At 37.2% G+C, this 25489-nt stretch carries 16 protein-coding genes; all 16 read left to right on the top strand.

Features of this window, described 5'->3' with window-relative positions:
* Positions 1-106 precede the first annotated feature (106 nt).
* The 16 genes from BMY18_RS05725 (at position 107) to BMY18_RS05650 (ending at position 25466) form a co-directional block, all read left to right on the top strand.
* The gene (locus BMY18_RS05725; RefSeq protein ID WP_242940970.1) at positions 107-1057 is read left to right on the top strand and encodes an ABC transporter permease; all 951 of its coding nucleotides are present in this window, start codon (positions 107-109) and stop codon (positions 1055-1057) included.
* Between the two features lie 11 nt (positions 1058-1068).
* Positions 1069-1962, top strand: a complete 894-nt coding sequence (locus tag BMY18_RS05720) for a carbohydrate ABC transporter permease (protein ID WP_092451473.1) — start codon at positions 1069-1071, stop codon at positions 1960-1962.
* Between the two features lie 76 nt (positions 1963-2038).
* Positions 2039-3670 (top strand): type 2 periplasmic-binding domain-containing protein, encoded by a 1632-nt coding sequence (locus BMY18_RS05715; protein WP_092451471.1) that lies wholly within the window; start codon positions 2039-2041, stop codon positions 3668-3670.
* Positions 3671-3741: 71 nt separating this feature from the next.
* The gene (locus tag BMY18_RS05710; RefSeq protein WP_092451469.1) at positions 3742-4791 is read left to right on the top strand and encodes a glycoside hydrolase family 88/105 protein; all 1050 of its coding nucleotides are present in this window, start codon (positions 3742-3744) and stop codon (positions 4789-4791) included.
* Between the two features lie 72 nt (positions 4792-4863).
* Positions 4864-6510, top strand: coding sequence for a rhamnogalacturonan acetylesterase (locus BMY18_RS05705; protein ID WP_092451467.1), 1647 nt, complete (start codon positions 4864-4866; stop codon positions 6508-6510).
* Positions 6511-6589: 79 nt separating this feature from the next.
* Positions 6590-8758 (top strand): 1,3-beta-galactosyl-N-acetylhexosamine phosphorylase, encoded by a 2169-nt coding sequence (gene gnpA, locus BMY18_RS05700; protein WP_092451465.1) that lies wholly within the window; start codon positions 6590-6592, stop codon positions 8756-8758.
* A 31-nt stretch (positions 8759-8789) separates the two neighbouring features.
* Positions 8790-9473 (top strand): YesL family protein, encoded by a 684-nt coding sequence (locus BMY18_RS05695; RefSeq protein ID WP_092451463.1) that lies wholly within the window; start codon positions 8790-8792, stop codon positions 9471-9473.
* Positions 9474-9557: 84 nt separating this feature from the next.
* A complete protein-coding gene (locus tag BMY18_RS05690) occupies positions 9558-11546 on the top strand; it encodes a beta-galactosidase (protein WP_092451461.1) in 1989 nt (662 codons plus the stop codon).
* 19 nt (positions 11547-11565) lie between these two features.
* Positions 11566-13062, top strand: coding sequence for a glycoside hydrolase family 28 protein (locus BMY18_RS05685; RefSeq protein ID WP_170841310.1), 1497 nt, complete (start codon positions 11566-11568; stop codon positions 13060-13062).
* A gap of 40 nt (positions 13063-13102) precedes the next feature.
* Positions 13103-15127, top strand: a complete 2025-nt coding sequence (locus tag BMY18_RS05680) for a glycosyl hydrolase 115 family protein (protein ID WP_092451456.1) — start codon at positions 13103-13105, stop codon at positions 15125-15127.
* Positions 15128-15129: 2 nt separating this feature from the next.
* On the top strand, positions 15130-15816 hold the full coding sequence (locus BMY18_RS05675) for an SGNH/GDSL hydrolase family protein (RefSeq protein ID WP_092451454.1): 687 nt from the start codon (positions 15130-15132) through the stop codon (positions 15814-15816).
* Positions 15817-15903: 87 nt separating this feature from the next.
* Entirely contained in the window at positions 15904-16905 is a 1002-nt protein-coding gene (locus BMY18_RS05670) for an aldo/keto reductase (protein WP_092451453.1), read from the top strand.
* A 26-nt stretch (positions 16906-16931) separates the two neighbouring features.
* Entirely contained in the window at positions 16932-18269 is a 1338-nt protein-coding gene (locus BMY18_RS05665; RefSeq protein WP_092451451.1) for an MATE family efflux transporter, read from the top strand.
* Positions 18270-18382: 113 nt separating this feature from the next.
* Positions 18383-20074, top strand: coding sequence for a methyl-accepting chemotaxis protein (locus BMY18_RS05660; protein WP_092451449.1), 1692 nt, complete (start codon positions 18383-18385; stop codon positions 20072-20074).
* 306 nt (positions 20075-20380) lie between these two features.
* Positions 20381-23158 (top strand): glycoside hydrolase family 2 TIM barrel-domain containing protein, encoded by a 2778-nt coding sequence (locus BMY18_RS05655; RefSeq protein ID WP_092451447.1) that lies wholly within the window; start codon positions 20381-20383, stop codon positions 23156-23158.
* A gap of 13 nt (positions 23159-23171) precedes the next feature.
* Positions 23172-25466: a beta-galactosidase gene (locus tag BMY18_RS05650; protein ID WP_170841309.1), complete on the top strand. Its 2295-nt coding sequence runs from the start codon at positions 23172-23174 to the stop codon at positions 25464-25466.
* Positions 25467-25489: the final 23 nt, after the last annotated feature.

Raw genomic sequence — 25489 nt, 5'->3', positions numbered from 1 at the left:
AAAAATGCATAGAAATCGATTTCGTATGACAAGATATTAAACTAGCTAAAATGTATAATAAAAATATAAAATATCTGAAAAACTATACAAGGAGGCTAAGATAAAGTTGAAAAAGAAAAACAATATAGAAAAATATGCTAAAGTAAAGCGCAAAGGTAGCACAAAACTATATCTAAAAATGACATGGCAATTATATGCACTAATGTTTCTTCCAATATTATTTATAATTATTTTTAAGTTTATACCTTACTATGGACTGACGATTGCTTTTCAAGATTACAAAGTTGCGAAAGGCTTTGGCGGCAGCGAATGGGTGGGATTAGAAGTTTTTCAAAAAATCTTTGCAAAAAGAGATTTTTTGCCCGCAGTTAGAAATACGTTGCTACTCAATGTTTTAGACTTGATATTTGGTTTCCCAATGCCAATTATCCTGGCATTGATTTTGAATGAAATACGTTGCAAGTGGTTCAAAAAAATTACGCAAACATTAATGTATCTCCCACATTTCCTTTCTTGGGTAATCATTGGAGCTCTTGGATATCAGTTATTTAGTTTAAGCAATGGTGTTATAAATACACTGATTGCTAATATGGGTTCAAGTCCGATTCCATTTCTACAGGAAAACACCTGGTGGTTGATTACATATGTACTGATTGGCGTTTGGCAGACAATGGGATGGGGCACGATCATTTATCTTGCATCTATCACGAATGTAAGCCCTGAATTATATGAGGCTGCAAAGATTGACGGCGCAAACCGGTGGCAGAGCTGCTTACATGTTACTCTTCCATGCATTCGAAGCACAATCATAATTCTTTTGATTATGAATCTGGGCAAAATGATGCAGGGTTCCTTCGAACGAATTATGGCTTTATCCAATGCAAAAGCAATGGAATATGTAACAACAATTCCTGTACTTGTTTATCGTTGGGGTATTGAGAGTGGTAAGTTCAGCGAAGCAACTGCACTTGGATTATTCCAGTCCGTTATTGGATTGATTCTTGTTGTTGTAGCAGATAGGATAGCTAAAAAAATTGGAGAAGAAGGACTTCTGTAGGAGGGAAAAAAGTGAAAACAAAAAAAATAAAATCAAGTAGAATCATAGGAAAGATAGTGGATGCTTTTTTCTGGCTAATTATAATTTTAGTTTCGTTAACATGTCTGTTTCCATTTGTTCATGTATTTGCAGTTTCAATTAGTGATGAGGCATATGTAGTTGCAAACAAAGTAGTCCTCTTACCAAAAGGCTTTAATTTAACAGCTTATCAAAAGATTTTTGCGGATAGCTCTATAATTAGATCTTTGTTAGTCACAATCTTGATTACTGTTTTATTTACTGTGATTGGAATGTTTCTGACGATTTCAGCAGCATATGCATTAAGCAGAAAAGAACTAAAAGGCGCAAAGTTGATGACATTTTTGATTTTGTTCACTATGTATTTTGCAGCAGGTATGATTCCAGATTATTTGTTAATACAAAACTTACATATGTTGGATACAATATGGAGTCTGGTTCTTCCACTGTGTTTTGCACCATTTAATCTGTTGATTATGAAAAATAATTTTAGTGCAAGCATTCCGGAAAGCCTAGTAGAGGCAGCAGTTGTAGATGGAGCTGGACATTTTAAAATACTGACTCGGATTGTCGTTCCACTTTCCAAGCCAATAATCGCAACTATAGCATTATTCTATGCAGTGGGACGTTGGAATGCATATCAGGATGCACTGTTTTATATCAAGCAACGTGTTGATTTAAGACCTTTGCAGTTGAAATTATATTATTTGGTTGTTTCTTCACAGGAATCCTTCCAGGCTGAGGGAGGAAATGTTGGTGTACTTACCAATCCTGAAGTACTGAAAGCCGCATGTATTATATTTGCGACAGTACCTATTGTAATTGTTTACCCATTCGTACAGAAGTATTTTGTACAGGGAACTATGGTTGGTGCAGTAAAAGGTTGATGCAGAACGTAGAATCTGCAATTACTAGGGTAGTTATATTCTAATTAATTACATATATTAAAGGAGGATTTATTTTATGAGAAAAGGAATTACTAAAAGGGCACTATCAATTGTGCTGGCAACAATGATGACTGCCATGACCGTTGTCGGCTGTGGAAGCAAGACTACAAATACTACTGAACCAGGCGCCAGTGGTAACTATGTAAATGGAGCATATAAAGACTTCTCAAAGGGCTTTGCAGAACAAGTTACAATTAAGATCCCTGTTTATGATCGCGCATTTGAAGGATGGGATGTTACAAACAACTACTATACACAATGGATACAAAAACAGTTCGGTGATAAGTACAATGTAAAGGTACAATATGTTGCTATCGGCCGTACAACTGAAGTTGCAGATAACATGCAGATGATCGCAGCAGGTACTGCACCTGATATCATTTTTCATTATGATATGCCTCAAGCTGTTAACTATTATAGCGAAGGCGCTATACAAGATCTTGATTTGAATGAGATTGCTAATTATGCACCAGACTATTATGCAACACTGAAAGATACAATTGCAACTTACGGCAAGTTGGATGGCAAGAATGCATTCACATTTGGAGAACGTACACCAATCTATTATAACTATGTTCAGTTGATGCGTCAGGATTGGTTGGACAAGGTTAATATGAAAATGCCTACGACACGTGCTGAACTTGATAAGGTATTGGCAGCATGGAAGGCAGCAGGACTTGGAAATGGCGGTGGTTTCTTACTTCAAACAGGCTTCAACTATATGTACGGAACTCTTCCTGCTAACATAACAGACAAGGATAAGGCACTTTACCTTGATTTGAATGTTGCTCCATTAACATGGCAAGCATCTAAGGATTACTTAAAAGAACAAAATTTTGAATACAATGCAGGTTTAATCGACACAGAATTCTACTTAAATGAAAAAGATACAGATACAAAGGCTGATTTCGTATCAGGTAAGTCTGGTATTTATGGCGCATACCTCACTAGCTCAACAGATATCATCTCTTCTTTGTTAGCTAACAACCCTACTGCAAAGGTTGCTACTATGGACGGTGGTGCTATGGCTGCAGATGGAAAAGCTGCATTTTATCAAAATCCATCTTACGGTATGATTATGGGTATCAATTCTAAAACAACTGATGAGCAACGTGCGGCAATTTTCATGTTACTTAACTGGATGGATCAGCCAGATAACCTATTCTATTTACAGAATGGTGTTGAAGGCCAGAATTATACAATGGTTGATGGAATTGCAACTCCTATTGCAGGATATAAAGGAGAATCTGCTCTTTCAAAGAATAACAACAAAGATTACTGGTGTTTGGTTCAAGAAGTTGCTCATTATGAAACAGTAGAAAAGACATACAAAGCAAACTTAAAGGTATTGGCACCAACAGGTTATGAATATCTTATTTCAGATGCTAATAAGTATGCTGACAAATATATGCCATTGGGTGTAATTACTCCTATTTTCACAAAGACAGTTGCATCAGTAGCTGAATACTCACCAGATTTGAAATCAATGTGGAAAGAGTTTTATGTGGATCTTGTTACATGTCCAGCAGATCAATTCGAGGCAAAGTACATAAAGTACAGCAAAGAATATCTGGACGGTGGATATCAAGAAATCTTAGACGAAAAGCAAAAGCTGATCGACGAGGGTTCATATATTATTGCAAAGTAATAAGTTAAAATGTGGGGGGGCTGCTACAACTGTGGCCCCCCCTTTTATAGAAGAAAGACATAGAGGTGCATATGTATAATTTAGAGTTTGATAAACAAGAGATTGAAGAGATTGTAGATAGGATTGTCACAAGAACAATGAAAATGGATCTGACATGGGATTGGTCCTGTGGTGTTGCCTATTATGGAATCAGCAAGGCATATGAAGTGACGAAAAATGAGAAATATCTTAATCTGTTGAAAGAAAGAATAGATGAATATATAGAACTTGGTTTACCTGAATGGTCTGTAAATACCTGTGCCATGGGACATTGTCTAATTACGCTATATGAGGCAACTGGTGATGAAAAATACTGGGATATAGTCATGAGCAAGATCGACTTTATCAGGCACAAAGCGCTACGTTTTGGAGACTCGGTATTGCAGCATACAGTGTCAGCGAACGATGATTTCCCCCAGCAGGCGTGGGCAGATACTTTGTTCATGGCAGCCTATTTTCTACTCCGTGTTGGTGTGAAGCTAAAGGATGAAGAGATTATTGGTGATGCACTGAACCAGTATTACTGGCACATCAAGTATTTGCAGAATCCAAAAACTGGATTGTGGTATCACGGTTATAATAATATTACAGGTGATAATTTGTCTGGATTCTACTGGGGCCGTGCAAATGCATGGGCAGCATATACAATGTCTAGAGTAGGAAAAATTTTACCACAGTGTTACTTGTATCCAAAGTTTATGGATATTGTAGGATCTTTAAGTGAACAGCTTGCAGTACTGAAAACGTTGCAGACTGAGAATGGACTTTGGAGAACGATATTAGATGATGAAGAGTCATATGAAGAAATATCAGCCAGCTGTGGTATTGCAGCAGCAATGCTCAACAAGGGAAATCCACTGCATTTAAAGTATATAAACAAATTCATAAAAGACATAAACAAGTATGTTAGTGAAGATGGCCGCGTTCTGGATGTATCAGGAGGAACTGCAGTTATGAGGGATAGAGACGGATATCGTAATATTTCGAAAGACTGGATCCAGGGATGGGGACAGGGGTTGGCACTTGCTTTTTTTGCCGGGCTGTTAGATTACGAAAATATGAGAAGCGACAGTGCCCTATAGATAATAGATGATTGAAAAGTGTGAATGAAAAGCATTTTCACACAAAGATTGCATAGATAGAAAGGGGCTCAAATGAAATATGATTTTTGTTTACAGAAAAAAGATGGCGTTAGGGTACCAGCTAATATGCTATATGATATGACAAACAGTGAGCTAAAGATTAACTTTGGATTTTTGACTGAGAAGAACAGAAGAAAACAAAATAGCTTACAGATATCGGAACTAAACAGTGGCTTTGATGTTGTTTACTGGTACCGTGAAAGCGATATCACTGAAATTAAGGCAGATGAATACGGCTGCTATATTGATGGAAATTGTTCAGACCAGATTCCATTGACTTTTATCACGCAAATCCCTGAAGAAGGTAATTATCAGGTTAAAATCACATTATATGCTGTAAAAGAAGTAAAAGAGGTTTACGTATTTCTCGGGCGTAGAAGGTTAGCGTATATTGGAACAATTCAAGCAGGACATTGCTTTGAGAAAACATTTGTTACCAATATCTGTCCCATCATTCCAAGAGGGTATTCTAATGAAATGAAAGATTCTACATTAGATATAACCGTGATAGGAGAGGAAGTGCATCTGCAGCATATTGAAATTGAGGCTGTAAAATGCAGGACAATGTATATTGCGGGAGACTCAACAATTTGTGATCAAAGCGCAGATTATCCATATTATCCTTATCACAGCTACAGTGGATGGGGACAGATGTTACCATATTATTTAGAAACATCATTTGCAGTATCAAATCACGCACATTCAGGACTAACAACGCAGAGCTTTAGAAGCGAAGGTCATTACAAAATCATGTTAGACCGGATCAAGGAAGGCGATATCTGTTTGTTTCAATTTGGACACAATGATCAAAAATTAGCTCATCTTATGGCAGATGGAGGATACAGAGAAAATCTGGTCCGTTACATAAAGGAGATTCAGGAAAAGGGCGCTCAGCCTGTTCTTGTCACACCATTAGCCAGAAACACCTGGAAAGGAAATGATGATACATATAATGATCTTTTATATGGTTATGCACTAGAATGCAAAAAAATATCAGAAGAGTTTCAAATACCGCTGGTTAACCTACATCATAAAAGCAAAGAATTGGTAACACAACTTGGAAGGGATAAAGTAAAGTCATATTATTTTCCTTCGGACTATACCCACAGTAATGATTATGGTGCATTTTTATTTGCCGCTTACGTTTATGATGAACTCCTAAAAAACGGAGCAATTCAAGAAGACCATAAAGTGAGCAGATTCCAATGGAATCCCCCTAAAGTTTTACCTGAAATTGTTCCACCAATTGATTGGGATTTTATTGAAGATCCAAATGCAGAGAAACTCTTTGAGAATTTGGATAATCCAGATGATAATCTGACGAGAGTGGGAGCATTGGAGCTTGCTATTACTGCGATGCATTTTTTCCCTACCAATGTTTATAATGATGCATTTGTCGATATAGTAGGTCATGAATTGTATGCAGGTACTGTGGAATGTGCTTATCAAAATGGGCTTATTCCAGAAGATATGATCAAGGACAACCGGTTTCTGCCGCAGAATCTCATCACGGGCAGAGAATTTATGGAGATTGTCATGAACGGGTATCGAAGTAGAAAAGGAAATCAGAAGTTAGATATATCATTTGAGACAATTAGAAATTGCCAGACAATATCAAGAAGAACAGCAGCAGATATTTGTAAGCAACTTCATATTTAAACTTTTAATTACCCGGTGAAAAAAATGCTGTAGTAATGATTTAAAATTAAACTATACTTTTAACGAGGAGAGAAAAACAATGGATAAAGAAAAAGGTGGTTTTACAATTCCGGGAGAATTGGGATATGAAGAACTAACATTAAAAATGGCAAAAAAATGGGGAGCAGATGTCATAAGAGACAGCGATGGAACAGTACTTTCAGATGAGATACTAGAGGCAGGTTATGGTATATATTCTACAATCTGTATTATTAGAGATCATAATGAATGGGCAAAAGCAAATCCGGATAAACTGCAGCAGACTTTTTTGATGTCAAAACATATTATGGCTGTAGATAATGTTGTAGCAATACATATACTTGATGGATATTTTTTGGAGCAGTTTAAAATCAATGATAGTCAAGAGTCACTACAGTACTGGCAAGTCTATGACAGGACAACAGAAAAAGTCATTCCGAGGTCTCACTGGAGATTTGTACCAGAGGCTGGAAATGTACTGATTCAGAATGTAGAATTATATCATACCTATACAGTAAGTTTCATGGCGTATCAGATTTGGGAAGAAATTTCCATGTATAATCATATTACGAATAGCTGGGATAAAGAACATTTAGTGCCAGTTGATCCAATATACCCTGAAACTCAGGATTATTTATATCAGTGGTTGGAAGATTGGTGTAAGAAACATCCAGCAACTACGGTTGTTCGTTTTACATCTATGTTTTATAACTTCCCATGGATTTGGGGTGAAAATCAAAAAAACAGAAGTCTGTTTTCAGATTGGGGATCTTATGATTTCACGGTCAGTCCTATGATGCTCGATGAGTTCAAGAAAGAATATGGTTATGCGCTTTGCGCAGAAGATTTTATCAATCAGGGAAAATTGCATGTTACTCATATGCCTGCCGAAAAACATCAAAGAGATTATATTGATTTCATCAATCGGTTTGTTGTTGATTACGGTAAGAAACTGGTAGACTTGGTACACAGATATAATAAGCTTGCATATGTATTTTATGATGACAGTTGGATAGGCATTGAACCTTACAGTGAACTTTTTCCACAATTTGGATTCGACGGATTGATCAAATGTGTTTTCTCTGGTTATGAAGCTAGGCTTTGTGCCGGTGTGGATGTAGAAACACATGAGTTGAGACTTCATCCATATTTATTTCCATATGGGCTTGGCGGCGCCTCAACATTTTGTGATGATGGCGATCCAACTATGGAAGCAAAGAAATATTGGAGAAGTATCAGAAGAGCATTGCTTAGAGAGCCGGTTGACCGCATAGGCTTAGGAGGATATCTGCATCTTGTAGAAAATTATCCTTACTTTTGCGATTATATCGAAAATGTTGCAGATGAGTTTAGACAGATTAAAAAGATGCATGAGTTAGAACGTGAGGCAGGGAGTCATGTCTACAGTCTTTCCTGCAGGGTTGCCGTATTGCACAGTTGGGGCAAACTCCGTTCGTGGAGTCTGTCAGGACATTTTCACGAAACCTATATGCATGATTTAATACATATTAATGAGGCATTGGCTGGCCTTCCAGTGGATGTTTCCTTTATTGACTTTGAGGATGTGAAGGCTGGTGAACTGAAAAACTACGATATTATTATTAATGCAGGCAAAGCAGGTACTGCATGGAGTGGTGGCGATGCATGGAAGAATTCAGAGGCCGTTTGCAAACTGAATCAATGGGTAATAGATGGTGGTATTTTTATTGGTGTCAATGAACCATCTGCAGTGGAAGGTTTCGCAAATTATTTTAAAATGGCACAGATTCTTGGAGTAGATGAGGATACAGGTGCAAAGGTATGTCATGGTAAATGGCAGTTTGAAAAAACCACTATTGATGGCCTCCTTCCGAATGGATATGATATAATGAGTCGTGAAAACCGTTTCTTAACCAGTGGGGAGACGGTTGTACTGGACAGTGATGGCGGTCTTCCAACTCTAACACTTAATAAGTTTGGAAAAGGTAAGGGTATTTATCTGTCAGCATTCCAGTTAAGCAATGCAAATACAAGGCTGCTTTTGAACCTGATGATGTATGCGATGTATGGTAAAACGGATCAGTCGTATCTAACAGACAATCCAGAGACAGAATGCGCATATTTTCCATCAAGCAAAAAGATAGTTGTTATCAACAACAGTGAAAAAGAACAGCTAACTTCAGTAAAAACAGATGCTGGAGATAAAAAATTCGTATTGCAGCCTTATGAAACACAATTTGCAGACTTATAGATTACTGGAAAATAAATGAAAGAGGTCACAAATGGGAGAATTATTCAACTTAGAAAATGGGTTTTTCAGAGGTATCAGTAAACTGGTGGATTGTATCTTTGTCTCTTTGTTTTGGATCATTGGATGCATACCAATTGTAACGATTGGTGCATCCACAACTGCATTATATTATACGGTGCATAAGGTGATTCATCAGGAGCACGGGTATATATTCCACGAATTTAAGCATGCATTTATATCTAATTTTAAGAAGTCAACTATCATATGGCTCATACTGCTGTGTGTGGGAGCATTTCTTGGATCTGATGCATATCTGACCTATCAGTTAAAACAGCAGGGGGATAAAGTAGGAAATGTTTTTTATCTAATCCTGTTGCTCCTGTTGCTTGAATTAATTGTTTTTATTTTCGTTTTTCCGTATATTGCTAGGTTTGAAGACAATACGAAAAGGATATTTAAAAATGCGTTCTTTTTATCCTTTGGAAATCCGATTAAGATGATCTTTATGCTGATTACGTTTGCAATTTCAGTCTATATGGTGTATGTGCTTCCGATGCTTATCGTTATAGCACCTACTTTATATATGTTGGGAATTGAACAGCAGATGGAAAAAATCTATAAAAAGTTTCTTCCACCAGATGAAGAGGATGAAGCAGAAATGAAACCTGTGAATGGAAAACATTACAGAAGAGAGAGAAAACGCAAAGGAAATTAGGAACAGACATAAACTAGATATGAGAATTGTCAATGTCTTGCGCTGCAAGCCATTGCAGAGTGAGCCAATAAAAGATGCACAGGAATGGTGAAGAAAATGGAATGTTTTTTGCATGGTTGTGATTATAATCCGGATCAATGGCTAGGCAGACCGGAAATTTTAGCACAGGATATCGAATATATGAAAGAGGCAGGAATTAACGAAGTAACACTTGGCATCTTTTCCTGGGCATGTTACGAACGTGAAGATGGTGTTTATACATTTGACTGGATGGATAAAATCATGGATTCGATGTATGAAAATGGAATCCATGTGATTTTGGCTACCCCTAGTGCAGGTAAACCCCCATGGCTGGTGAAAAAATATCCTGAAGTTATGAGGGTACGTGAGGACAGGGTCAGATTACAATACGGAGATCGTGAAAATCAGTGTAATAGTAGTGAAATTTTTCGTGAAAAAGTAACAAAGATGGATGAACTTTTGGCTCAGCGTTACGGAAATCACCCGGCTCTGATCATGTGGCATGTGTCTAATGAGCTCTATGGTGTATGCCATTGCAAAAAATGCCAACAAAACTTCAGATTGTGGTTGCAGCACAAATATAAGACAATAGACAATCTAAATATTCAGTATAATGGTGCATTTTGGAGTCATATCTATAACGATTGGAGTGAATTAGAGTCTCCATCTACGATTGGTGAGCAGTCATTGCATGCATTGGCACTGGATTATCAAAGATTCTATTCTGATCTGAGCATTGATCTGGTGAATGTTGAAAAAGAGGCAATAAAAAAATATTGTAAGGATATACCGGTTACGACCAATATGCATAATCTCAATTGCGGTATTAATTACAGCGAATTGGCGAAAGTGTTGGATGTAACCTGCTGGGACAGCTATCCAAAATGGCACTGTGGCAGGAATGAAGAGTCAGACTGGGAACCAGCTGTGGATGAATCATTCCATTATGATTTTTGCCGTTCTCTGAAAAAGAAGCCTTTTTATCTAATGGAAAGCACACCAAGTAATACGAACTGGTCTGATGCTTGTAAATTAAAAAGACCAGGGATGCATATGTTAAGCTCCATGCAGGCGGTGGCTTCAGGTTCTGATTCCGTCCAGTACTTTCAGTGGAGGAAGAGTCGTGGAGCATCTGAGAAATTCCACGGTGCAGTCATTGGACACAGTGGAACCAATGATACTAGAGTGTTCCAGGATGTATGTGAGGTTGGGGCAAAACTAGAAGAAATCAAAAAAATTCAAGGAGCTATGACGTATAGCAAAGTTGCAATCATTTATGACTGGGATAATTTGCGGGCATTAGAAGAGCAGAGGAGCCTTAAGAATAACGGAAAAGACTTTGAATATATAATCTTTGAATATTATGAGGCATTGCTGAAAAATTATGTCTCTGTAGATATAATCAGTCAATGTGATGATTTTTCATCCTATGAGCTGATAGTTGCACCGGTACTTTATTTATTTAAACCTGATACAAAAAAAAGAATCACGAGCTATATAGAGACTGGTGGAAATTTTGTAATGAGTGCGTATAGCGGTCTTGTAAATGAAAATGATCTGGCTTATGAGAGCTTTCCTCCATATGATTTGCATCAGGTGTTTGGAGTATGCGCAGAAGAGACGGATGTGTTGTGTGGTGATGAAGACAATAAGATCACCTATGGTGGCAGGAGTTACCGGGCAACTTATTTTTGTGACCTTTTACGCAACCAAGGTGCTACAGTATTAGCTGAATTTGAGCAGGATTTTTATAGAGGTAAGCCGGCGGTAACAAAGCAAACTTATGGTAGTGGTACTGCGTATTATGTAGCATCTAGGATGCAGGAGGATTTCAATTACCAGTTTTTAAGCGATGTGATAGACACACATGGAATACGACGCGTCCTAAACTGCAACTATATCGAGGATGTCATGGTCAAAGAAAGAAAAAAAGATGGAAAGAAGTATCTTTTTATTATGAATTTCAGCACCAAACAACGGTCTGTGATGGTAAATGACAAGGAACATATCTTACACGGATATGAATGTAGTATTGTTACATTACCAGAGTAAATATTTTGGAGGCATTAGTATGTTGGAACAATTAAAGCAGAAAAAACTGATTCTAGAGTCTTTGAAAGAGACCTGGAGAGATGATAGTATATTATTGATATGGAATAAGTTATGTGATGGTCCTGCTGATACAAGGTATGAGATTTACAGTAAGGATCAAAAGATTGGGGAGACTTTTTTTACGGATTTCACGGTAGCGCAACTTGAACCTGACCAAAATTATATATTTCATGTAATTGCGGTCGCTGCAGCGGGGGAGTCTGTAACCAGCAATGTTGTGGAAGTTACCACAGCACAGGAACCAGAGGACATCGATGTTTCTACATATGGTGCGGTAGGTGATGGGAAATCACTTAATACATTGGCTATCCAAAAGGCGATTGATGACTGCCCGAAGTTAGGAAGAGTTATCATACCGGAAGGTACCTTTGTCAGTGGTGCGTTGTATCTAAAAAGCAATATGACACTGTATGTCAAAGAAGGCGGGCGCCTTCTGGGAAGCAGCAATATCAAGGATTTTCCTGTGATAAAGTATAGGTTTGAGGGTCTTGAGACTGACTGCTACGCAAGTCTGATCAATACAATCCGGGATGGTTCCTATGAAAATATAACGATTGCTGGAAAAGGAGTGATCGACGCCAATGGAAGCATACTCAGGAAGCAGCAGACAAAGCTACTTCAGGGAAAACCTGGACGGGCAGTCTGTCTGATTCATGTCAATGGAGTTTATTTCAAGGATATTACGATTCGCCAGAGTCCTGCATGGTGCGTACACACCATATATTGTAGCAATGTGACCTTGAATCAGGTTTCTATTCATGTGAAATATGATGAAGAAGGAAAGCGCTATGAGGGCATTGAAAATGGAGATGGATTTGATCCTGATTCCTGTAAAAATGTCTATGTGGTTCATAGTATGATTGCCAGCCAGGACGACAGTATTGCAATTAAATCAGGTAAAGATGAAGAAGGAAGACAGGTTGGAATCGCCTGTGAAAATATCAGAATCTCAAATTGTAGGTTTGTCGAAGGCTTCGGCGTGGCCGTAGGAAGTGAGATGTCCGGTAGTGTCAGAAATGTTCTGGTGCAGGACTGCACATGTGAAAATACTTACTTTGCTGTCAGCCTGAAAGCACCAAGAGGACGTGGCGGTATCATCGAAAACATCAAATATGAGAACATTACGCAGTATTACCACATAAAGGAATTCCAGGATTGCAGATGGTTTCGAGGAGCAATCAACATTGATATGTTCTATAGCCATGACAAGACTGTTACAGATGAAAAGATACCTAGGACAGAAGGAACACCTTCTATTCAAAATGTATTGATTAAGAATATAAGTGTGGATACATTTGCCGGAAATGCAATCTTTTTGTATGGGTTGCCGGAACAATATCTAAAGAATATCACATTGGATCATATTACGGCAACTGCAAAGAATGGTATGAAAGTCAATAATGTAAATAACCTGATTATGAAAGATATTATGATACACGAAGAACCGAACAGATAGTAGCTTTAGCTATGCTGTAAAAGGCTAGAAAGGAGTTCATATGTTTCTGTTAAATCAAAATACAGTGATACCACCGGATCAGAACGATACGGCCGTGCAGCTGGCAATTGGTAATCTGAAACGAGATATCAGTAAGGCATGTAAGAAAAGTGAGCCATGTATGCAGAGCGAGGTTGAGCCAGGAGAAATCGTCCTAATCAAAGGTTTGCAGGAAAAAGAATGCTTTTATTTGAATATAAGCAATGGACGTTTGCAGATACATGCATCTGATACACTGGGTTTTGTTTATGGATTATATGAAATAAGCCACACCATATTAGGAATTCAGCCTTTCTGGTTCTGGAATGATCAGAAGATTACAGCACGTGATGCATATGAAATTCCCTCTGATTTTGAATATCAATCTACTCCATTTGCAATCAGACTAAGAGGCTGGTTCGTGAATGATGAGGTCCTTATTCATACATGGAGTGTCAATGGAAGAAAAGAAGAATCATGGGAAATGGTGTTTGAGGCATTGATTCGCAGTGGTGGCAATATGGTGATACCGGGAACGGACAGGAATGGTACGAAGTATCGTAAGCTTGCATCTGACATGGGGCTTATGATTACCCATCATCATGCCGAACCCCTGGGAGCCGATATGTTTGCAAGAAAATATCCTGGATTAACTCCGTCATATGCTCAGTATCCAGATAAATTTATCGGACTTTGGAAAGCCGGAATTGAAAGCCAGAAAGATATGCATGTAATTTGGAATTTGGGATTTCGTGGACAAGGAGACCGCCCGTTTTGGGCAGATGATCCCCAGTATCAGACATCCAAAGCACGTGGAGAGCTGATGGGGAGTCTTATTAGAATTCAGTATGATATGGTAAAGAAAGTAGATCCTGACGCAATCTGTTGCACAAATCTGTATGGTGAGACAATGGAGCTGTATAAGGAAGGTTATTTGGATTTTCCAGAAGATGTTATAAAGATATGGGCGGATAACGGCTATGGTAAGATGGTTTCTAGAAGACAGAATAATCATAATCCAAGAATTGAAGCACTACCACCGGACAGCGACCATGGAATGCATGGAATCTATTACCATGTTTCATTTTATGACCTTCAGGCCGCAAATCATATCACAATGCTGACAAATTCTGTAGACTTTGTTTGTAGTGAACTGAATCGAGTTGTCGCACACGGCATCACGGATTACTGGATCATTAATTGTTCTAATGTAAAGCCACATGTTTATTATCTCGATTTGATCGCTACCATGTGGAAATCCGGTAAAGTGGATATAAAAGAACACGAAGAGAATTATATTACAACGTATTATGGGAAAAAAGATGTACAGGCAGTGAAGCAGTACCTGAATGATTATCATAAATACGCGGTATCCTATGGACCAAATGAAGATGATCATGCGGGTGAACAGTTTACCAATTATGTACCCAGAATGCTGATATCCCAATATATGAAAGACAGGAATTCTACACAAAAGGATTTGTTATGGGCGACAGATGCAAAGGATTTAAAGGGTCAGATTGACTGGTATATGAAGCTTTGTCAAGAAGCTGCAAAAGGATACCGATTGTATTGCAGGGAGTGCGAAGGCGCTGTCCTGTCTATGGAACATCATGCAGCGGAATTGATGAAAGATTCCCTCCTGTTACAGGCAAAGATTTACGCGTATTGTTTTTCAGGTGCATATGAAGCTAGTAAAGGCTTACTTTATGCGTTGAATCAGGATTATCAGCTAGGATTTTATCATGCAGGACTGGCCAGGGAGCAATATGATCAGGCGTACAGTTGCCTACATGAAAGAGAACATGGAAAGTGGAATGGATTCTACCAAAATGAGTGTCTGACAGATATCAGGCAGACAGCATGGGTGCTGGAAGGCTTGATGAGCTATATTAGAAATATGGGAGATGGTCCACATTTTAATGCATGGCAGCGAGAGTTCCTTTATGCAGAAGAAGACCGCAGGGTCATACTGGTAACGAATATGGAAAATCATTTAACCAATCTCGAATTATTGGCACTAATGAAGGAAAGGTGGAGTGATTAGTGATGAGTAGTCTGAAAGAGAAAACCATTTATGGTTTTGGGGATTCTATTGTTGCAGGACATTACTTAAAAATAGGTATGCTGAGTCATTTAGTAGAAAAGAATAAAATGAAGCTTACCAATTATGCAGTCAATGGAGCAACGGTCATTCCAAATATTGCAAAACAGATTCCGGATTTGATTTGGGTATGGGATATTGCTAAACAGATTGTAAATGCTTCAGATTGTGTACCTGATTTTATCTGTTTTGATGGATTGACCAACGATGCAGTTGAACTGGTAAAGGATAACTATCTTGGTAAAATCACAGATCATTATGAGGACGGATATGATACTGCAACATTTATTGGAGCCTTTGAGAATATATGCTATCAGTTAAGAAAGAAATATCAGAACAGCCAGATTTTCTATATTGCCGTTCATCATATGCCCTTGCAGAGTGAAGAAACACAGCGCTGTTTGCAGTATTGGGCAAAGACTGTCTGTAAAAAGTGGTCCATTCCGGTGATAGATATATTTGAAAAAGGGGGAATCAATACCTGTATTGAAGGTATGAGATATGAATTTTCCTATAATGGTGAAGTTGAAACGAAGGATGGAAATGGAGTGCATCTAAACGCTGAAGGTTATAAGCGGTGGTATGCGCCATTGATTGAAGCAGAACTGAAAAAACACATAAAATTATTATAACCTTATCCAGAAAGCAGTAATAAGGTTAAGAGCAAGTAGCACAATTGGATTGATAATATCCGATTTAACTTGAGAAAGAGGTATAAGATGATGTATCAAGCAAATGAAAATAGATATGATAATATGAATTATAATCGCTGTGGTAACAGTGGATTAAAACTTCCTATGGTTTCACTTGGGTTATGGCATAACTTTGGTAGCAATGCTAGTTATGAAAATATGAAAGAGATGTGCTTTACAGCATTCGATAACGGTATTACCCATTTTGATTTAGCAAATAATTATGGACCAGTAAATGGTGCGGCAGAAGAAAATTTTGGGCGTATTCTCAATAATGAAATGCTTACCTACCGGGATGAAATGCTCATATCGACAAAGGCCGGTTATGATATGTGGCCTGGACCTTATGGTGACTTTGGATCAAAGAAATATCTGGTAGCAAGTCTGGATCAGAGTTTAAAGAGAATGAACCTGGATTATGTGGATATTTATTATCACCATAGACCAGATACTGAAACACCATTAGAAGAAACAATGCTTGCACTAGATGGAATTGTAAAAAGTGGTAAGGCATTGTATGTTGGCATTTCTAATTATAATAAAGAGCAGACAGAAGCAGCAATGAAGATCTTAAGAGATTTAAAGACTCCATTTATTATTAATCAAAGAAAATATTCCTTATTTGAACGTAATATCGAGGAGGATGGACTAAAACAGTTCGCTGCCGAAAATGGATGTGGAATTATTGCATTCTGCCCATTGGCTCAAGGGATTTTGACAGATAAGTATCTACACGGAATTCCCGAGGATAGCAGGATAGCAAAAGATGGAAGATTCTTAAAGGAAAACGATATTTCTAAAGAGCGTTTGGAGCAGATTGGTGCATTAAATAGCATTGCAGCAGAACGTGGACAGTCTCTGGCACAGATGTCATTATCCTGGATTTTAAAGGATGATGAAGTGACTAGTGTACTCATTGGTGCGTCAAAGGCAAGTCAGATTCGTGAAAATGTGAAGATTATCGGACATACAGCTTTTACAGAAGAAGAATTAAAAAGAATTGAAATTGCATGTGGTAGGATTTTATAAATTAGTGAATCAAAGGAGTATGAATTGTGGCAACAGATATGACAAAAGGAAAACCAATGAAATTACTCATTGGTTTTGCACTACCATTAATGATTGGCAATATTTTTCAGCAATTTTATAATTTAGTTGATACAGTCATTGTGGGAAGATTTATAGGGCCAGATGCCTTGGCGGCAGTTGGGACTACTGGAAATATCATTGCTGTCACGAATTCTTTGATGATGGGCCTTAGTGTTGGTGCTGGAATTGTTGTTGCACAATATTTTGGGATGCATAATCAGGAAAAGTTAAAACAATCTATTGTAGCATTAATTGAACTGGTGTCGGTACTGACAGCAATCATCCCGCTCCTTGGATTTTTATTGGCACCCACCATATTACATCTGATGCAGGTTCCGGATAATATTATCGGAACCTCTACCCTGTTCCTACGAATCTGCATGGCCGGGATGTTTGGCATGATTGTATATAATGGAGCGGCATCCATTCTTAGAAGCGTTGGGGATTCGAAGACTCCATTACTCGCGATGGTTGTTTCGTCGCTTGCAAATATTGCTTTGAACCTGCTGTTTGTTCTGCACTTTCATATGGGGGTCGCAGGTGCTGCATATGGAACTGTTATTGCACAGGTGGTTGCAGCGGCTATCTGCATCAGGCAGTTATATATCGGTCGTATAAAAATAGGACTCACCCAGCTAGATTTCACGCCCCAGTGGCATATGATTATGATCGTGGTAAAAGCAGGCGTTCCGTTTGCTGTTCAGAGTTCCCTTATTTCCCTTGGTGGGATGAGCGTCCAAGGACTGGTTAATACATTTGGAATGGAAACGATGTCCGCATATGCAGCAGTACAAAGAATCGATTCTGTAACGATACAGATTATTGTGGCGATTGGCAGTGCGTTATCTGTATTTACCGGACAGAATATTGGAAGTCAGAATTTTGAGCGCATCAGGGAAGCACTGCATAAGACATTGATGATTATGATGACCTGTTGTGTGAGCCTTGTTGTCGTCGTACTATGTTTCAAAAAGCAGATATTATCAATATTTCTGAATCCAGCCATTGCAGCAGATGCAATCAGGATTGGCAGTAACTATATGACGATTATTGTAATTGCTTATATAATTGCAGGTGTTATGAACAGCTACCTAAATCTGATTCGTGGTGCAGGTGATGTCAATGCTTCTTTATTAGCAGGTGTCGCTGAAATAACTGGTAGGATCGTATTTGCGTATCTTTTGGTAATACCTTTTGGTGTGACCGGAATCTGGATAGCTACGCCTTTGTCATGGGGATGTGGTTGTTTATATTCTATTTATCGGTACTATTCCGGGAAATGGAAAAAACAGTGGATCATATAGTCCGCTTGTCAGCTCTGATAAGCATAAGGATTTCTTTAGTAATATAAGTGAAGAATTGCAGTTATCAAATTAAAAAATAAAATCGAAATGCAAATACGAAGGAGAATGAAATTATGACTATTAGGAAAAAGTTGATATTATCATTTACATTTTTAATGTTACTTCTAGGAGTATTAGGGATTATATCTATTATTTCATTAAAAAATGTCAATAACACTTCTACGGTTATAGATAGTGAAATATTACCACAGATTAATTGTGCACAAACTTTGAGGTTTGATATGACGACTTTTCGGTCATATGAATTTAACCATATCATAATTACTGATAATACAGGTATGGATACAATCGAAATTAAAATGAATAAATTACAGTCTGAAATAGAAAGTCTTATTAAAGAATACAAAGGATATAATGATAATGAAAATATTAATATAGTAGAGACGAGCTGGAATGAATATGTGAGCGAACACAAGAAAATAATCACTGCAAGCAGAGCATTGGATACGCAAGCGGCTATGACCGTTGTTAAGGTAGATGGCAAAGTAGCATATGACAAAATCACAAATGCATTAACAGCACTTGTTGAAGACAACCAGAATAATTCTGCGGCAGTTAGTGCTCAAGGTTATACAACGTATTCGTTAGCGAGAAATATAATCGCGATATGTATATTAGTAGGAATGATATTGGGAATTACAATGGAAGTATTCATTATTCACAGCATAACTACCCCAATAAAAAAGATGAAATTACGTTTGACTGATCTCGTTCAAAATGGTGGAGATTTAACACAAAGCATTGATATTACATCTAAGGATGAAATCGGACAATTAGCAACTTCAGTGAATCAATTTATAGCAAATATAAGAAGTATTATTATTGATGTTAACCAGTGCTCGGATGGTGTAGAGAATGCAGTCTTAAGTGTTGTGGAATACATGAAAGAGCTTACTTCAAATGTGGAACAATCAGCAGCAACAATACAAGAACTCTCTGCTGGTATGGAAGAGACTGCAGCATCAGCGCAGGAGGTGAATTCATCTTCACTTGAAATTGAGAATGCTACAGAATCTATGTCAGATAGAGCACAAAAAGGTGCTATTTCTGCAAATGAGATTAGTACTAGGGCTGATGAATTAAAACAAAATGCAATTAATTCACAAAAAGTATCTAAAATGATTTACGAAAATACAAAGAGTAATCTCGAAATAGCTTTAAAAAAATCAAATGCGATTGAAAAGATAAGCGTACTTGCAGATACAATATTGTCGATTTCTTCACAAACAAATCTACTGGCATTAAACGCTGCAATAGAAGCAGCAAGAGCAGGAGAAGCAGGAAAAGGATTTGCAGTTGTTGCAGATGAAATTAGAAATCTTGCAGAGAGTTCAAAAAATACAGTAAGTGAAATTCAGAAGGTTACAGCAGAAGTATTTACTGCAGTAAATGACTTGGCTAGTAGTTCTAGAACAATTATGGAATTCTTTGACACTACAGTATTAAAAGATTACGATGAAATGGTAAACACAGGCGAAGCCTATGGAAATGATGGGAAATATGTTGATGATTTAGTAAATGATTTCAGTGCAACTGCAGAAGAATTAACAGCAACGATTGAAGGTATTATGAAGGCAATGAGTGAAGTCGCAATCACTGTAAATGAAGGCGCAACAGGAACACAGGAAATTGCAGAAAAAATATCTGAAATTGTAACTATGGTAGATCAAGTAAAAAATGAAATAAATATTAGTTTAGAACATTCAACACTATTAAAAAAGGCAGTGAATAAGTTTACTGTATAATAAATCAACAGATTCTGAACCTAATCGGATTTCTCGTTATTTTGTTCATGGTTTATTACCTTCGTTATCATATTGAGACAGTTAAGATCGATGTAAACCGCAAGGATGGAAGGGTTTAAAAGAGGCTGTATCAGAATACTTAATAAGATTCAAGAACAGAGTATATAGAAGTATATACCCTGTTTTTTTTAGCTAAATACATTTCGAAAAGCATTTTTAATTAATATAATAGCAATTTTTCAAAATGGTATAAAGTTGGATTTGTGATATATTATAAGTAATTATAAAGGAAGAAGGTTACACATAGTGAATTATTCGTTAAGTGGAAATTGGCAAGTGCAATTAAAAGATGGGACAAATCACCTTATGATGTTGCCAGGAACACTGGATGAAAATCATATTGGTTATGAAGATAAAGTTACAAAAAGCTGGCATCCAGATGAGACTTTAGGAAATGGTAATGAGTCCCTTGATAGTCAGACAATTATATCAAGTAGATTTACAAGAAAGTATACATATGAGGGGGAAGCACAGATAACACGTTGGATATCATATAATCCACCAGTAGAAAAACGTATATTTCTTGAAGTAGAACGTGCAAGGTGCCTTATGCTTTTCATTGATGATAAAAAAGTACTGGATTTTACTGAGCAAACAATAAGTACGCCTCATATTTTTGAAGTAACAAAATTATTAAATGGAAATAATAAGGTTACATTTATTTCAGACAATAGTTATCCTCAATTGCCACAAGATGAAATCGTAAATTCATCTGCAGCAACAGACGAAACGCAGACGAATTGGAATGGACTTTTGGGATATATAAGATTGCGTGAAGAAAATAGCACTTTTATTTCTGGTATTCGTGTCTATCCAATACATGGAATGTTAAAAGTCGAAATTGAAATATCAGCAGCGGCACCATATATTGGAGAGATAACAATCCAATCAGACGGGTTGCTTGAATCGAAGACGAAGAAGGTATCACTTTTGGCTGGTTTAAATAGCGTTGTATTTGACAATATGAGCTTGGTCGATGGTATTCGATTTTGGGATGAATATGAAGGAAATCTTTACGAATTAACCGCAATTATGAGTGAGGAAGAGTCAAAAAAAGTGATTTTTGGAGTACGTGATTTTGGCGATAATGGAAAAGGAAAATTAGCAATCAACAATCGAACGATTTTTTTAAGAAGTGAAACAAATTGCGCTGAATTTCCTGAAACGGGATATTCACCGATGAAAGTGGAAGATTGGATTACTATTTTGAAGGTCTATCAATCATATGGAGTAAATTGCGTTCGGTTTCATTCACATTGCCCACCGGATGCGGCGTTTATTGCAGCAGATCAGGTTGGAATGTTAATGCAACCAGAATTATCTCATTGGAATCCCAAAACTGCATTTGTTCTAGATGAAAGTTTTGAGTATTACAAGGCAGAATTAAAAGAAGTGATTCGTATGTTAGCGAATCATCCATCCTTTGTCATGTTAACGTTAGGAAATGAGTTAGCAACGAATGACTTAGGGCATAAACGTATGGATGAATTACTTCATCAAGCACATTTGCTTGATGATACAAGAATGTATGCAAATGGTTCAAATGTTCATTATGGCGAAATAGGGTGTGACAGAGAAAGTGACTTTTATAGTTCTGTAAAATATTTTGAAGATGATTTACGTGGGACATCTGCAGCAATGGATAAAGAAAATCCGGGTTTAGTAGGGTTTATAAATAATCAATATCCAAGTGGTAAGATGAATTACGATCATTCAATGAAAAATCTTAGAAAAGAGTTTGCGAAACCTGTTTTTAGTTTTGAAGTTGGTCAGTTTGAGATTCTTCCAGATTTTAGTGAGCTAAAAGAATTCAAGGGTATTTCGGATCCTGCAAATATTAGGTTGATAAAAGATAAGGTGAAAAGGCTCGGTTTGCCAAGCGATATTTGGGAAAAACAGGTAGAGGCAACTGGAGAATTAGCTTGCATCGCATATAGAGAAGAAGTTGAAGCGGTAATGAGAACCAAAGAGATGTCAGGGATATCATTACTCGGTTTACAAGACTTTCCAGGTCAGGGGACAGCATTGGTGGGAATGTTGAATTCTCATTTGCAACCCAAACCTTATCCATTTGCAAAGCCAGAAAGATTTCATCAATTTTATCGGGACCAACACATCATGGCATTATTGCCTAAATATACATTTGAAAATGGAGAATTATTGGCAGTTGATGTCATTGTTGCAAATTATGGAAAAAAAGATTTGCATGGACCAACAGAGTATGAATTACGTGGAAATAGTTATAGTGTATTAGGTAGCTTAGATGAAAAATGTTGTCCAATGGGAGAGTTGACTATAGTTGGGAAAATTAAGATAGCTATAGATACATTTAAAAAAGCATCAAGACTGGATTTGATCGTTTCAGTTGATGGAATTTCAAATAGTTATCCGATTTGGGTTTATCCTAAAATAAACCTCAAGTGCCCAAAGTCGGTTTATGAAACACAAATATTTGATGAAAAAACAAAAAAAGTTTTGGAAATGGGCGGAAGCGTATATTTATCGCCAGCTTCAACGAAAGAGAATTTACCAAATTCTATTCAAGCACAATTTACGACAGATTTCTGGTCTGTTGGGACATTTACAGCACAAGAAGGGGGAATGGGACAATTTATCGATGCATCTCATCCTATTTTTTCAAATTTTCCAACCGAAACGCACAGTAATTGGCAATGGTGGCCAATGGCGGTACAAAGAACAATTATTTTGCCTCAGAGATTTGAGTCAATTATCACTGAAATGGATAGTTACGCCTACATGAGACCGATGACAAAATTATTAGAATGCCGATGTGGTAATGGAAAACTGGTTTTATCATCAATGGGATTACAAGATCTGCAAAAATATCCAGAGGCGAGGGCATTGCTTTCATCAATCTATGTATATATGGATTCTGAAGAATTTAATCCTATGCAAAATATAGAATATGAGGTTATCGAATCACTGGTTCGGGGTAGTGAAAATATAGCAGATAATCGAATCACTGATGTGGTTAGTGAAAATATAGCAGATAATGAGGATTGAAAAGAGGATTGAGATGAATAGAATAAATTTAAAAACTCCAAAACACGAAAATATTTATCCATTAGGAAAAAATTTCACAGGAAAGAATCCAACGGGAGAAACGATAGATTTTACCAACTATTATTTTCGTAAAAATGAAAAACCAATGTTTGGAATAAGTGGAGAGTTTCATTTTTCTCGATGTGAGGATAGTGAGTGGAATGATGAATTAAGTAAAATGAAACAATGTGGCATTAATATTGTATCCACATATATTTTTTGGAATCACCATGAAGAAACAGAAGGTGTTTTTTGTTTTGAAGGTAGGAGAAATGTTAGAAGATTTATTCAATTATGTCAAGAAAATGAAATGTTAGTAATAATTCGGGTTGGACCATTTAATCATGGAGAAGCACGTAATGGAGGCCTACCTGACTGGTTATATGGAAAGCCATTTGAAGTCCGTGAGATGAATGATGGATTCTTGAATTGTACAAGAATGCTATATGCAAAAATAGCGCAACAGTTAAAAGGACTTTACTACAAAGACGGGGGACCAATCATTGGCGCTCAAATTGAAAACGAATATCAGCATTCATCAGCACCCTGGGAAATGACTACAGGAGTTGCAAACGAATGGATCAAAGCAGGCAATGACGGTGATGCATACATGTATAAGCTTCGTGACATAGCAAAGGAAGTTGGCATTGATGTACCATTTTATACGTGTACAGCATGGGGAGGCGCTGTAGCTCCATCGGAAATGATGCCTCTATGGGGAGGTTATTCCTATCGTCCATGGATTTATAATTCATACACAGGACCACATCCGGCTACGGATGAATATGTATACTCTGATTTTCATAATAACGAAATGAAAGAATGCAGAGAATTCAAACCCGATTATAATCCAGAAGACAAACCCTATGCATGTTGTGAAATGGGTGGTGGAATGCAATGTAGTTATAATTATAGATTTCAATTTGCATACAAAAGTGTAGATGCTATGGCGAATATTAAGATGGCATCAGGGTGTAATTTCTTAGGCTATTATGTATTTAAAGGTGGAACGAATCCAAAGGGAAATTCACCGGAATTTTTAAATGAGGGTCAAGTACCCAAACTTTCCTATGATTACCAGGCTGCAATTGGTGAGTTTGGACAGTTAAGAGAGTCTTATAAAAGATTAAAGCCGTTACATTTCTTTTCAACAGAATTTTCAGACCAATTGTGCGATACAATAACATATTTACCACAAGAAGCAACACAGATTGATCCGACAGATTTAGATACACTAAGATTTGCAGTTAGAATGAAAGAGAATAAGGGTTTTTTGTTTATCAATAATTTTCAAGACCATGTGATTACAAAAGATAAAAATAATGAAATGGTTACATTGGAATTAGAGAAAGAAACCATAGAAGTGGGACCGATATCTCTTGCAGCAGATGAAAATTGTATTCTTCCATTTAATATGGATCTTGGGGGAATCAATCTAAAATATGCGTTGGCACAACCGGTAACCAGATGGAAAGAGGATGGAATAGAACACTTTCTGTTTATGGTACCTGAAGGAATGAACGAAAAATTCGTTTTCGAAAAAGAAGTCCATGCGGAAGAAATGAACCATCAATTTGGAAAAGTCTATAAAGTATCGGAGGGAACACATAAGTGCGTGATAGTTACATTACCAAGAATACAGATGAACAATTGCTATCAGTTAGATCATGACGGTAAGAAAATATTTATGATTACAGAAGCATCTGTATTAGAAGGAAATGGAGAACTTCGTCTGGAAACGACGGGGGAAAAGACGACAATTTTTGTTTATCCAACGAATGTCATAAAAGAAAGTGATTGTGTCATTAAGAAAAATCAAGTAAATGATAAATGGGAAGAATTCGAAGTTATATCTGAAAAGAAGAGCGTTCCAGTATCTATTAATCAAATAGGCTCAACAAGATATACAATTCAAATCCCGCAAAATTTTATGGATGGGGTGAAAGAAGCGATTCTTCAGATTCATTATGATGGAGATATTGGACAGGCATTTATAGATGGAGACATGATTCATGATAACTTCTGTAATGGAGCCATATGGGAAATTGGACTAAAAAAGTATGTGGACAGATTGAAAGATACGCCATTAACAATATACATTGTTCCTTTGAAAAAAGGTGCTAAGGTAAATGTTGAGTCAGCAATGGCTGCACGTAAGGAAGAAGTGGATGAGATAACGGGACAGTTATATTTAGCAGAAATAATGCTAGTATATGAAGTGAAAATCCCATTTATAAGCGCCAAGTTGTTTCCAGAGGAAGGGATTTGAGGAAAAAAAATCTAAGGTCAGAT

Source organism: [Clostridium] fimetarium, assembly GCF_900111235.1.
Lineage (GTDB): Bacteria > Bacillota > Clostridia > Lachnospirales > Lachnospiraceae > Clostridium_N > Clostridium_N fimetarium.
This window is presented reverse-complemented; position numbering and strand designations above follow the sequence as displayed.